The sequence below is a fragment of the Streptomyces sp. NPDC051219 genome (genome assembly GCF_040682335.1).
Taxonomy (GTDB): domain Bacteria; phylum Actinomycetota; class Actinomycetes; order Streptomycetales; family Streptomycetaceae; genus Streptomyces.
Window position 1 is genome coordinate 25672 of record NZ_JBFBAS010000049.1, and the last position, 11696, is coordinate 37367.

21 protein-coding genes are annotated in these 11696 nt (G+C 71.1%); 20 read left to right on the plus strand and 1 reads right to left on the minus strand.

All coding sequences use genetic code 11. From position 1 onward, the window contains the following. Nucleotides 1–112: 112 nt before the first annotated feature. The 19 genes from AB0M62_RS31775 (at nt 113) to AB0M62_RS31865 (ending at nt 10189) form a co-directional block, all read left to right on the plus strand. Entirely contained in the window at nt 113–361 is a 249-nt protein-coding gene (locus tag AB0M62_RS31775) for a hypothetical protein (RefSeq protein WP_307717445.1), read from the plus strand. 89 nt (nt 362–450) lie between these two features. Continuing rightward, a complete protein-coding gene (locus tag AB0M62_RS31780) occupies nt 451–708 on the plus strand; it encodes a hypothetical protein (RefSeq protein ID WP_366077811.1) in 258 nt (85 codons plus the stop codon). Nucleotides 709–710: 2 nt separating this feature from the next. Further along, nucleotides 711–917 (plus strand): hypothetical protein, encoded by a 207-nt coding sequence (locus AB0M62_RS31785; RefSeq protein ID WP_366077812.1) that lies wholly within the window; start codon nt 711–713, stop codon nt 915–917. Nucleotides 918–1028: 111 nt separating this feature from the next. Then, nucleotides 1029–1760, plus strand: a complete 732-nt coding sequence (locus AB0M62_RS31790) for a hypothetical protein (protein ID WP_366077813.1) — start codon at nt 1029–1031, stop codon at nt 1758–1760. A 39-nt stretch (nt 1761–1799) separates the two neighbouring features. Next, complete coding sequence (locus AB0M62_RS31795) at nt 1800–2339, plus strand: hypothetical protein (RefSeq protein ID WP_366077814.1); 540 nt, start codon at nt 1800–1802, stop codon at nt 2337–2339. 154 nt (nt 2340–2493) lie between these two features. After that, entirely contained in the window at nt 2494–2997 is a 504-nt protein-coding gene (locus tag AB0M62_RS31800) for a hypothetical protein (RefSeq protein ID WP_366077815.1), read from the plus strand. Next, complete coding sequence (locus AB0M62_RS31805) at nt 2997–3269, plus strand: hypothetical protein (RefSeq protein ID WP_366077816.1); 273 nt, start codon at nt 2997–2999, stop codon at nt 3267–3269. Before AB0M62_RS31800 ends, AB0M62_RS31805 begins: the two co-directional genes overlap by 1 nt. Nucleotides 3270–3360: 91 nt before the next feature. Then, a complete protein-coding gene (locus tag AB0M62_RS31810; protein ID WP_366077817.1) occupies nt 3361–3645 on the plus strand; it encodes a hypothetical protein in 285 nt (94 codons plus the stop codon). Next, complete coding sequence (locus tag AB0M62_RS31815) at nt 3642–4130, plus strand: hypothetical protein (protein WP_366077818.1); 489 nt, start codon at nt 3642–3644, stop codon at nt 4128–4130. The genes AB0M62_RS31810 and AB0M62_RS31815 overlap by 4 nt, the downstream gene beginning before the upstream one ends. Further along, the gene (locus AB0M62_RS31820) at nt 4127–4336 is read left to right on the plus strand and encodes a hypothetical protein (protein ID WP_366077819.1); all 210 of its coding nucleotides are present in this window, start codon (nt 4127–4129) and stop codon (nt 4334–4336) included. The genes AB0M62_RS31815 and AB0M62_RS31820 overlap by 4 nt, the downstream gene beginning before the upstream one ends. Beyond that, on the plus strand, nt 4333–4614 hold the full coding sequence (locus AB0M62_RS31825; RefSeq protein WP_366077820.1) for a WhiB family transcriptional regulator: 282 nt from the start codon (nt 4333–4335) through the stop codon (nt 4612–4614). Before AB0M62_RS31820 ends, AB0M62_RS31825 begins: the two co-directional genes overlap by 4 nt. Continuing rightward, complete coding sequence (locus AB0M62_RS31830; protein WP_366077821.1) at nt 4611–5201, plus strand: histone-like nucleoid-structuring protein Lsr2; 591 nt, start codon at nt 4611–4613, stop codon at nt 5199–5201. The genes AB0M62_RS31825 and AB0M62_RS31830 overlap by 4 nt, the downstream gene beginning before the upstream one ends. A gap of 3 nt (nt 5202–5204) precedes the next feature. Beyond that, the gene (locus AB0M62_RS31835; protein ID WP_366077822.1) at nt 5205–5711 is read left to right on the plus strand and encodes a hypothetical protein; all 507 of its coding nucleotides are present in this window, start codon (nt 5205–5207) and stop codon (nt 5709–5711) included. A gap of 329 nt (nt 5712–6040) precedes the next feature. Continuing rightward, nucleotides 6041–6721 (plus strand): LAGLIDADG family homing endonuclease, encoded by a 681-nt coding sequence (locus AB0M62_RS31840; protein ID WP_366077823.1) that lies wholly within the window; start codon nt 6041–6043, stop codon nt 6719–6721. Between the two features lie 328 nt (nt 6722–7049). Then, nucleotides 7050–8186: a DNA polymerase III subunit beta gene (gene dnaN, locus AB0M62_RS31845; RefSeq protein ID WP_366077824.1), complete on the plus strand. Its 1137-nt coding sequence runs from the start codon at nt 7050–7052 to the stop codon at nt 8184–8186. An 84-nt stretch (nt 8187–8270) separates the two neighbouring features. Beyond that, nucleotides 8271–8960, plus strand: a complete 690-nt coding sequence (locus tag AB0M62_RS31850) for a hypothetical protein (RefSeq protein ID WP_366077825.1) — start codon at nt 8271–8273, stop codon at nt 8958–8960. A gap of 74 nt (nt 8961–9034) precedes the next feature. Further along, nucleotides 9035–9328: a hypothetical protein gene (locus tag AB0M62_RS31855; RefSeq protein WP_366077826.1), complete on the plus strand. Its 294-nt coding sequence runs from the start codon at nt 9035–9037 to the stop codon at nt 9326–9328. A 253-nt stretch (nt 9329–9581) separates the two neighbouring features. After that, the gene (locus AB0M62_RS31860) at nt 9582–9911 is read left to right on the plus strand and encodes a hypothetical protein (protein WP_366077827.1); all 330 of its coding nucleotides are present in this window, start codon (nt 9582–9584) and stop codon (nt 9909–9911) included. Continuing rightward, the gene (locus AB0M62_RS31865) at nt 9908–10189 is read left to right on the plus strand and encodes a hypothetical protein (RefSeq protein ID WP_366077828.1); all 282 of its coding nucleotides are present in this window, start codon (nt 9908–9910) and stop codon (nt 10187–10189) included. Before AB0M62_RS31860 ends, AB0M62_RS31865 begins: the two co-directional genes overlap by 4 nt. Nucleotides 10190–10501: 312 nt before the next feature. Here the strand turns inward: AB0M62_RS31865 and AB0M62_RS31870 are convergent, their stop codons facing one another. Next, nucleotides 10502–11266, minus strand: coding sequence for a Ku protein (locus AB0M62_RS31870; RefSeq protein ID WP_366077829.1), 765 nt, complete (start codon nt 11264–11266; stop codon nt 10502–10504). Here AB0M62_RS31870 and AB0M62_RS31875 point away from each other — a divergent pair. Next, a partial coding sequence (locus AB0M62_RS31875; protein WP_366077830.1) for a TnsA-like heteromeric transposase endonuclease subunit occupies nt 11265–11696 on the plus strand: 432 nt, incomplete at its 3' end. The two genes, AB0M62_RS31870 and AB0M62_RS31875, sit on opposite strands and share 2 nt — an antisense overlap.

Here is an 11696-nt window from a genome sequence, read left to right on the forward strand (position 1 = left end):
GGACGGCGGCCAGGTCGCCAAACTCAGCCCGCCGCCCCCGGGCCTCCCAACCCGCTCCAACCGGAGCAGGGGGCCGGAACCATCGTCCCTCATCACCGCGAGGAGCAGAACCATGACCCCCCGATCCGACGACATCGCAAAGGCCCGTGAGGACCTGAAGAAGACGCTCGCCGCCGCCAAGGCCAAGCGAGACAAGATCTTCGAAGAGACCGAGAAGGTCCGCGAGGCCGCAGAAGCCGAGATGTGGAAGACGGTCAAGACCGAGCTGGACGGCGCGTACCACGGTGCCCGCACCGACGCCGTCGAAGTCCTCGGCGTCACCCGCGACTACATCCTCAAGCAGACCAAGAAGTACAGCTAACGCACCCGCCCCGGGGCCGGCCGCCAGGTCGCCAAAACTCAGCCGGCCGCCCCCGGACCTCCCGACCCGACCAGTACGAGGAATACGCCATGGCTCTGCGAGACCGCCTCCGCTCCGCCGCGTACGACGCGATGACGAACCCGGACGGCTCGCCCGCCGGCGCCCGCCGCGCCAGCCAGGCCGCCTCCCTGCTCGCCTCCACGGCCGCCGACCACAGCACCGTCGCCGCCGCGGCCATCGCCGGACTCGGCGCCGTCGCCGTCGCGGCCGAGGGCGCACTGTCCAACTACCTCTACCCGCCCGGCACCTACGCCTCTTTCACCGTCAACAACCGATCAGGAGAGTGACGATGTTCCAGGCAGGTGACGAGGTACGGATTACCTCCTGCGACGACGACCCCCGCGCGGCCGGCAGGACCAGCCGGATCGTGGACGAGGTCCCGTCGGGCCCGGTCACTGACGGCAGGTGGACGGTGAACGGAATCAGCCTCTTCATCGGGCCCGTCCTGTGCCACACCCACGAGCTGCGAAAGACCGGCCGACGACGACCGCGCTGACCCGCTGACACCCCCTCCCTCCCGGGGCCGGCCGCCAGGTCGCCAACCACTCAGCCGCCTGCCCCGCGCACCTCTCCCAACCCGACCCATGCCCGACAGGAAGGCCTCGCCATGCCCGCCTCCGCGACCGCTCCGCAGACCTTCTGGTCCGAAGCGGCCCTCGCCGCAGCAGTCGACGCAGCCTTCGCCGAAGCACTCGCCGAAGAACTGGCCGATGCCCTCGCCGACACCACACCGGCCGAGCCCGCCACCGCGCTCCCGGACACCGACACCCTCATCCGCCAGGCCGGCATCGTCACCGGGCCGTGCCCGCCCGACCCACGCACCCCCTCCGCCAGCGGCCGCTTGCTGAAGAAGGCGTCGATCATCACCGCCCGGGCTGCCTGGTGGCTGCTCAAGTACACCGCACTTTTCGCCGGCGTCCTGCTGGTCGAAGTGGTGCGCATCAGCTGGCACCTCGCCGTCCTCGCCGCCACCCCGGCCTCCGCCGACAAGTCGGCCGTCCCGGCCCCGAGTGCTCCCACTGTTCCTCAGCCGAAGGGAACCGGCCGATCCATCACCACGGCCGACTTCCTGGAAGCCACCTCCGACCGCATCAAGGCCCGCGGCTGGAGCCAGCACAACTACGAAGACCGCCGCGGCGTGTGCATCCTCGGCGCCCAGCGCGACCTGATCCGCTCCGGCACCGGCACCCGGGCCACCGCCTCCCAGGCCAACAGTCACCTGCTCGCCGTCACCGGCGCCCGCTTCGTGCCCGTCTGGAACGACCAACTCACCCGCACCGAGGCGCAGGTCCACCAGGCGCTCCTGGTCGCCGCCGCCCGCGCCCGCGCCGCCCGCTGACCACCCGCTCATCCCGCCCCGCTCCAGGAAGGCCACGCCATGCTCACGGTCACCAGCGACAGCGTCTCCTACTTCCAGCGCCGCCTCGTCAAGCACACCGAGTCCATCGCCCCCGACGCCGCGCGTCTGGTCGCCGGCCGCTTCGGCGCCCTGCCCCCGGTGCAGCTCGTCATGGTCGGCGACGTCAACCGCTGGTCGGCCCTCATGGCCGACACCGAACTCGCCCTCGTCCCCGGAGTGGCCGACCGGATCCAGGCCGCGCACCGGCGCGAGTGCCGCCGAGGCCGGCGCAGCAGGTACGGCATCACCGTGCTCGGCCCGAACGGCGTGGTCATCCCCATCAACCTGCGCAAGGCCCGCACCGAGACCGACATCAACGCCACCGTCGTCCACGAGCTCACCCACGCCCACCAGCTCGGCAACGCCCAGGCCCGCGCCCAGCACATCGCGTACCTGCGGCACTGCTGGGACGTCGAGAAGCTGCCGCGCCGACAGGTCAAGCAGTACGAGCGGCTCATCGACCGCCGCGAGGTCGAAGCCCACGGCGCCGAATCCCTCGCCTCCCGCCTCCCCGCCTGATCCGCCGGCGGCCGCATCGACCTGCCGCACACCACGCCCCAGCTGCCCTGATCTGTCCACCCGGCCGTGTCGTCCGGTCCGCAGGCCACCGGCACGGACGACGTGGGGGACCGGACAGCCCGGCCCGCAACCGCTACCAGAAACGGAGCACTTCGTGACCCCGACCACCCTGACCCGCACGGCGCCCGCGGCCCCGACCGACCGCAGCGACCTGGTCCACGACATCCGCCTGCGCACCGCCGCCGGCACCGGCAACCCGACCCAGGACGTGCCGCAGCTGCTCGCCCACATCGAGATGCTGGACCAGCGTCTGGCCGCCGCCGAAGCCGTCTTCCCCGGCATCACGCAGCTCACCCCCGGCGAGCCGGTCGAGCTCACGATCTACCGCACGGAGTACGAGCACGGCCAGCTGCCGCTCGGCCTCTACACCAACCGCGACGCCGCCCGCGCCCACGGCGAGGACCTCCGCACCCGCGAAGGCCTGCCCACCGGCGCGATCCTCACCTGGATCCCCGACTTCGGCGACGCCGAGGCGATCGAGGAGCTGGCCGTGTTCTACCCCGGCGAGGACGACGAGATGGAGGAGGACAGCTCCACCGGCTACCTCGTCACCCCGCTCACCCTGACCGCCGTGTACGACCCGGAGGCCGAGGAGTGATGGGCCCGCGCACCGTGTGGGAGATCGACGTTCCCATCGAGCACCGGCTGGACAAGACCCGCAAGGGCGTCCACGTCTTCACCGGCCTGGCCGAGGACGGCAGCGACGCCATCGCCTCCGCCCTGCGCGCCTGCGAGATCGCCCAGCTGCACGCCATGTCCGGCCAGCCGATCCCCGCCGGCACCAGCCGCGTCGACTGGTCCGCCCGCGGACTGCGCCCCGACTGGGAGCTCCGCTGGGACCGCGCCGAGAAGAAGCAGATCGTCCTCTGACTACGCCCCGGGCGGCCGCACAAGGCCTGAGAAACCGCCGGCCGCCCCGGGCCCCCTCACCCCGCAGCAGCGGAGAAGGAGAAACCCCATCATGCACGTCCCGACCGTCCGACCGAAGACCACAAAGCGCAACGCCGCCGCGATCATGCGCGCCATCGCCCGCCGCAGCCCCCGCCTGAACACCACCCCGGAGTCCGTCTGCGAGCGCGAGCAGTGCTTCGTCGCCTGGACCGGTGAAGAGGCCGACTGCTGGAACTGCGGCATGCCCGCCACCCTCCGCAGTACCCGGCGCGGCTCCGCCCTCCAGCGGCTCCTGGCCGCCGTCGACGCCCACAACCCCCGCCCCCGCAACTCCCGGAAGGCGGCCCTGGCATGAGTTTCCTGAAGTTCCTCACCGACCTCATCGGCGCCCAAGCGCTGGGCGACCACCTCACCGCCGCCGTCCAGGACCTCGTCGACCGCGAGCAGCTCGACCGCGCCGACGCCTACCAGCGGATCACCGACGCGGCCGACGCCGGCGACCCGGCCGTCCTCGCCGCCACCCGCCAGATCTGGGTCCGCCGCGACGACGTCGACCCCGAAGAGGCCCCCGCCCGGCGGCTGTACGTCCTGGAGCGCACCCACACCGGCGTCTTCGTCACCTTCACCGACATCGACCAGGCCGCCGACGACACCGACGACGGCGAGCACGCCAACGTCGTCCCGGAACTGCTCCCGTACAACGACCACTCCCTCGGCGCCGAGCTGCCGGTCGAGGTGCTGGAGATGTACCGGCTCGAGGCCTGGGAGCCGTTCGAACTGCTGCTGCCGACCGTGGGCGGCATCGACAACGTCCGGCCGCAGGGGGAGCGCAAGTCGTGACCACCGCCCCGCCCCGCCCGAGCGTGACCGCCTGCCGCCAGTGCGCCGGCCGCCCGGCCGCCGTGCTTCAGACCGTCTCCGCCAGCAGGCACGACAACACCCGCATCGCCGACCACCTGGCCGCCGAGCTCGGCGACGGCGCCCACACCCACGCCGACCGCGACGGCGACATGCACGTGGTCCGCCCGATCGGAACCACGTCGTGAGCGGCCGCCTCGCCCCCTTCCCCCGATTCACCGGTACCGAGCCCTGCCAGGCCCCGGACTCCCACCCCGACTGGTGGACCAGCGACGACTCCAACGACCGAGCCGCTGCTCAACTGGCCTGCCGCCGCTGCCCCCTCGCCACACGCGAGGCATGCCTGGCCTGGGCCATCGACCACCCGACCGACGCCGGCGACGCCATCTGGGCCGCCACCACCCGCACCCGGCGCTCCCAGCTGCGCCGCGAATTCACCACCACCGCCCCCAAGGAGCCGAAGTGAACGACGCCTACCGTGCCGCCATCGTCGACATGCTGAACAACGGCGCCACCGCCGACGACATCCGCGCGCAACTGCCCGACGTGACCGTGGGCGAGATCGCCGCCATCGCCGAGACCGAGGGACTGACCCGAGCCCACGCCAAGGCCGGAGCCTCCCCGATCCCGGACGTCGACCCGCAACTGGCGCACGCTCTGGCCGCCCTGGCCTGGGGCGAGAACAGCCACACCGCCCGCATCCGCAACCTGGCGGCCCGCACCCGCGCCGGCCTGACCGAACTGCAGCAGCTGAAGCGCGACGCCTCCGCGATCGAGGCGGCCGAGACGGAAGTCGCCGAGGCGACCCAGACCCTGACCAAGGCCCAGGCCAAGCTGCGGCGCCTGAAGAACGGCGGCAAGGCAACGAAGCCGGCCGCCAGCGCCAGCGGTCAGTCGCTGGACGACAAGCGCCGACGTGACGAGATCCGAGCCTGGGCCCGCGCCCAGGGGATGGCCGTCTCGCAGGTCGGCTCCATCTCCAAGGACGTCATGGACGCCTGGAAAAACCGGGACGGCAAAGTGGCCGTCCCCGCCCAGCGCCAGGCCGGGTAACCGATGGCCGCCTTACCCGCCGACGCGGACGGCGGCCAGCCGCTCACCGGTACGGGGCGGGTCACCCTGTTCCGTACCGGCGGCGGCGCCGGCTTCGGCGCGTACGCGCTGCTCTACACCACCCGGCCGGTGCCCGGCGGGGGAGCGGAGGCGATCGTCGCCGCCGCCCGCCCCGAGGACACCGACCCGATCTGGGAGCTCCACCGGCCCCAGCGGTACGGACCCCAGGCCAGCGAAAAGCGGCCGCTGATGCGCTGGGCGGCCGCCCTGGAGACCGACCGGCGCAAGTCCGAGAGTCAGGCCGCCTACGACCAGCGCCTCGCCCAGACCCTGATCCGCATCGGCCACAACGCCCGCAGCATCCCACCGCCCGGACTGGTCGACCTCCCCCTCGCCACCTGGGAGATCACCACCGAGTACCTGATCCACCTCACCGCGCGACACCTCGGCCACACCGTCGCCCGGATAGGCCGGCTCGTGGCGGTCTCAGAGAAGGAGATATGGGAGTGACCAGTCACCCCGAGGAAGGCCGGAACGACGACCGAGCGCAGGGCCGGGTGTGTCGGCGCGGTCACCTCATTGAGGGCGACAACGAGTACGTCTCGCCCGACGGCACCCGCCGGGAGTGCCGCACATGCATTGCACGCCGAAGTCGGGAAGCCCGGCGGCGGAAGGCTGAACGAGAGGGCCGCCTCCCGAGAGGACCACACGGCCGGATCCCTGACGACCAGCCGAAGAGTCAGCGCACGCAATTTCGCGAGCGGGCCCGCCGAGGCGAAACACAACCCGTCTTTCGGTACCCGTGGAACGAGACCTTCTTCGACTACTGGTCTGACCCCGTGGCGTGGCTCCTCGGGATCATCTGGTCGGACGGACACCTCGACCGGGGAAACCGGGTCAGCGTCTGCTCCAAGGACCGCGATCTGATCGAATGCATCGCACGACTCATCTCGCAGCAGAACGGCGTGCGTCCAAAGAACGGCGATCGCCACTGGTCGATCGGATTCACCTCGCCGCACGCGGCTGATCGGCTGCGCTCCCTCGGACTGATGACGGCCAAGAGCCACATCATCGCTTGGCCCAACGAGCTGCCAGGGGCGTACGAAGCCGCCTTCGTTCGAGGCCTACTCGACGGAGACGGAAGCGTCCTCCTGTCGAAGCGGAGACCAGGCCAGCAAGGCCCGGACCTGCGCGTCAGCCTCTGCTCCGCATCCGAAAAGCTGACTAAGGGCTTCCTCGACTGGTGCTCACGAAATGGGCTGACCGCCCAGCACTACACCCGTGGCAGCGTTCACACCGTTCTCATCCTGCAGCAGGCCTCCCTGCGAGCACTGCACGCCCTCCTCTACCCGGGGCCAGACGTTCCCTGCCTTGCTCGCAAGCGCGAGAAGTACGACGCCTGGATGGCCATTCCCCGCGCGCCAGCAGGTCGACCACGCGCGGATTCCCAGACACCTCGCTCGGAGCGGCCGCCGCGCCGCCTGTCACTCGGGACTCCCGATGAGGAGGCCTTGCCCTGAACCCGCTCACAACCACACCCGAGACCAAGCTCGACGCTCACCCATCCGAGACCACGGAGGTCCACCCCTGATGGCCCGCATCACCGCCACCATCAAGCCGTCCACGCCGACGGGACCGTCTGCACCCACAAGGTCACCACCACCGGCAAGCCCAAGGAAGCCGGCTGCACGGGCCGGAGCGCCTACCGCGCCACCTGTTCCGCCTGCAGCTGGAGCGAGCAGAGCCCCACGAAGGCCGCGCTGGAGTACGTCCGCGACACCCACCTGCGCAGCCACATCACCAAGCCCGCCCCCGCCGCTGTCTCCGCCTGAGAGGACACCCGCCCCCATGAAGCTCCGCCTCGAACACGCCCCGTTCGCCGCCGCCATCGCCGACGCAGCCCGCGCCCTGCCCGCCCGGCCTCCCGCCCCTGCTCTCGCCGGCCTCAAGCTGGAGGCCGCCGCCGGAGAGCTGACCGTCGCCGCCTTCGACTACGAGGTGTCCGCTCAGGCCGGCCTGGCCGCCGACATCACGAAGGCCGGCAGCGTCCTGGTCCCCGGCCGCCTGCTGTCCGACATCACCCGCACGGTCAAGGGCAAGAGCCCGATCGACCTCGAACTCGTCGGCCCCCGGCTGGTCCTGACCTCCGGCAGCACCCGCTACACCCTGCACACCCTGCCGCTGGAGGAGTACCCGAGCCTGCCCAAGCTCGGTGACGCCTCCGGCACCGCCGCCGGCCGCGACCTCGCCCACGCCGTCGCTCAGGTCGCCGTCGCCGCCGGCCGTGACGACACCCTGCCGATCCTGACCGGCATTCACCTCACCGTCGCCGACGGCAAGCTCACCCTTGCGGCCACCGACCGCTACCGCTTCGCCGTCCGCACCATCGACTTCACGTCCACCAGCGACATCGCCGAGGGCCAGTCCGTCATCCCCGCCAAGGCCCTGCTCGACTCCGCCAAGATGCTCGCCGACGCCGAGCAGGTCGAGCTCGCTCTCCCCACCAGCCAGGGTGTCTTCGGCATGGCCGGCCCCTCACGCAGCACCACGATGCGCGCCCTGGAAGGCCAGCTGCCCGCGTACAAGAACCTGTGGCCCACCGAGTTCGAAGCCACCGCCGTCGTCGACAGCGAGGAACTGACCGCAGCTGTCAAGCGCGTCGCCCTCGTCGCCGAGCGCGGCCAGCCCGTCCAGCTCCACTTCGGCCAGGGCGCACTGTCGCTGAGCGCCGGCAGCAGCGACGACGCACAGGCCCGCGACCGGATCGACGCCGCCTTCGACACCGAGACCGGCGCCCCGCTCACGATCGCCTTCAACCCCGCCTTCCTGCTGGACGGCCTGGGCGCCATAGACGCCGACGCCATCAAGTTCTCCATCGTCGGCCCGACCAAGCCCGCCCTGATCACCGGCGCCACCAAGGACGGCAGCGACCTGGGCGACGACGCGCTGAACTACCTGCTCATGCCGATCCGGCTCTCCAACTGACACCGCCCCGGGGCGGCCGCCAGGTCGCCAAGCTCAGCCAGCCGCCCCGGGGCCTCCCACCCACCACCGAGACGAAGGACCAGCGTGACCATCACCGACCACACCCCGACCGCCGACACGGCCCCGCCCGCCCACCCCGCCTACGCCCCCGCACCCTCCATCCCGCGGCTGCTGACCGAACTGGTGCAGGAAGAGTTCTTCACCCGCTACGCCACCGTCCGCGGCGACACCGAGGCCTTCCACCCCGACTACATCACCGACCGCAAACGCACCGCGCTGCTGCTGCGCGCCGTCATCGCCGACCTGGTCGCCCTCGCCGACGCGGCCGACACTCACCACGCCGCCCAGGCCGCGGCCGCCGCGAACGCCCTGCGCCGCGTCGACTGGCTGATGCCGCTGCCGGCCGAGGCCGCGCGCACCTGGCTGCGCGGCCAATACGAGCAGCACACCGAGGACGACGACCCGCACCCGCCGAACTGCCCCGGCGGCTGCCAGGGATCGGGCTGGGTCATCGAGCCGGTCATCTGGCAGAACGACGGCATCCCCGTCCACGCCGAGCCCGTCACCTGCCTGCGCGGCGCGGACGACGACCCGCACGCCGCCGACTGCACCGGATGCCACGGCACCGGCAAGCAGTACGACGCCGAACGCAGCGAGTACACCCTCTGCAGCGCCTACACGCCCGACCCCGCGTACGAGCCCACCCCGGCCCGCCACCCCGACGGCCCCTGGAGCAGCGCCGCCGGCGGCTACAGCGACGAACCCCCCTTCTGATAGAGCCCTCGCCCTGTCGGCGACCGCCGGGCCGGCCAACAACCGGCCGGCCCGGCCCGTCCGGAGAGAAACCGATGACCCTTCTGCCCCGCACCGTCTACGTCGTGGGCTGCGACAACTGCGGCGCCACCTACTACGTCCAGGGCCCCGACGAGGACAGCGATTACGAACTCACCCTGCCCACCCGCCAGCTGGATGCGGCCTGGGCCCGGCGTATGACCTCCGAGGGCTGGATCGCCACCACCCGGCACCTGTGCCCCGACTGCATCAAGGCCCGCGGCGACGCCTTCGTGGAGCGCCTTGAGCTCGAGCACACCAACGTCCCCCTCTTCGAGCTCCCCGTCCACCGCCCCGCCGACCCGTCATGACGTACGAGCAGCAGCTTCGCGATAAGCACGCCGCCGCCCTCCTCACCCACACCAGCCAGATCGACGGTAGGACAGCGCCCCCGTCACAGCGACCGGGGCGCCGTCATGTACGAGGGCGGCCGCGGGTGAGGTCCGCCCCAGCAGAGTGAGGGGTGCGGCCGCCGGGGGGAGGCTACTGGGATCTGCCAGGACCTTGCCCTACCGGTGACCAGACCGCGTACCGTGGAGCACAGGATTGACGGAGGTCATCGGCATGAGCGCTCAGCCCCACGAATCACCCGTCGCGGCGTACGCCGACCCGCACCGGCTGGAAGCTGGCGAAGGGCCGCAGACACTCGCCGAGCTCCGGGCCGCGCTCGCGGTCATCGACCCCACCGAGCTGACCGCGTTCAATGCTCGACTCGATGCCGCCCGGTTCGGCGCCGAGCAGGCCGCCATCATCGCGGAGGCTCGTCACCTGGTCGCCCTGCGGACCCGTACCGAGGTTCAGGCCGCCATTACCGCGATGATCACGGGCACGACCGAGGTCGCACCGGTCGCCGACCTGTATGCCTACCTTGAGGGCAAGGGCTCGGCTGCGTGACCAATTGGACCGTTGACGTACCGCCACGGCTGTACGAGGAATTTGCGCGCCTTTCTCCCGGCGGCCGCCGCGTTGTCCATGACGTTCTCAACCAGCTCGCCCAGGATCCGCGCGACCCGCGCAGTTCCACTGAGCCCATCGCGGGCGCCGAGCTCCGCCGGATCACCACGGCGCCGGCACCAGACACCGGCGACCGCGTCACCGTGCTCTACCGCGTTCAGGAGCCGCCTGGTATGCCGGGCACGGTATCTGTGATCTTCATTCTGTCTGGCCCTTGACCTGCGGAGTTCTGGAGTCGGTCATGGCCCCCTCCGTCTTCGGCCACGACCCGAGCCTCCGCGTCCGCCCGCGCGAGGCGGGACGACCTCCGCGGCCGGTCCGTCGGCTCCACCCCGCTGCGGCGCGCGACTCTCAGCCCCGGCTGCGGCCACGCTTACTCCACCGGCTCCACAATTTCACCGCCCGTTCGTTCGATTCTAGGCTCTGGCCTGCCTACTCTTCGCGCGCTTGTGCCGCCGGTCCGACCTAGGCTGGCGACACCTCTTCTCCGCACGCCCGACACGCCCGACCACGCCTGCCGGCCACCGTGGTCAATCACGAGACGCGCGGGCAGCCCGCACCGACTCCTCCAGCGCTGCCATCAGGTCCACCACGGGCTTGGGCTGGGACGGCGCGGCCAGCTCTCCGCCCGACACCTTCGCGGTGACCAGCTGCTCCAGCGCGTGACGGTATTCGTCATGCACCTCGCCGACCTCGATGCCGGTGAGTTCCCGCATCAGCACCTCAGCGAGCTCAAGCTCCCGGTCGGTGACCGGCGCGGACGAAGCGAGGTCGCCGGGGTCGCGCAGCTCGTCCGGCCACAGCAGGGTCTGGAGGATGAGCAGGCCATGGCGTGGCCTCAGCACAGCGAGCCGTTCTCGGGACCGGACCGCGACCTTGCACACGCCCGCATACCCGGTGCGGGCGAGTGCTTCCACCAGCAGCGCGTACGGCCGGTCAGCCGGCGGGGCGCCGGGGCCGACGTAGTACGGCCTGCTGTAGGAGATCGGGTCAATGTCCTGACCGGGCACGAACCCGAGCACCTCAACCACGTGCTTGGTCGGGAGCGGAAGGCGCTCTAGGTCTTCATCCGTCAAGGGCACGAGCCGGCCGTCGGGCATCTCCCACCCGCGCCCGACCTGCTCGTACGGGATCTCACGATCCTCGGCCTCGCAGAACCGCCGGTGCTGCACCCTGCTGGCGTCTGCGGTGTGGATCTCCCGCAGCCGCACCTGATGCTCCTCCGTAGCGGAGTACAGCTTCACGGGCAGCGCAACCAGCCCGAACTGGATCATGCCGGACCACAGGGCCCTCATGCCTCCAGCCTCCATCGCCACCGGTCAGGGCGCATCTCATGCGGCGCCATGGCGGGTATTCCGCTGGCGCCGAGGGCAAAAGCACTATTCGGGTACCTACTGGTCGGCGACCATGCACGACCACGTGATCTACGAGTCGCGCTTGGAACTGTCGCGGTTGCTCTTTGCCGACTTCGATCCGTCCGTACGCGGCATCGTGGCCCAGCCTTTCCTGCTGAAGGCCGTTGTGGAGGGGCAGGCCCGCAAGCACATCCCGGATTACATCTTGACCACTGAGCAGGGTCCGGTAGTGGTGGATGTGAAGCCGCACTGCCGGCTGTCCACCCCAGTGGTGGCGTTCACGTTCGCGTGGACCCGGCAGGCGGTCGAGTCGCGTGACGGGCGCTCAGCGCCTCGTCTCGTACCTGGTCAGGATCACGCCGCAGGGAAG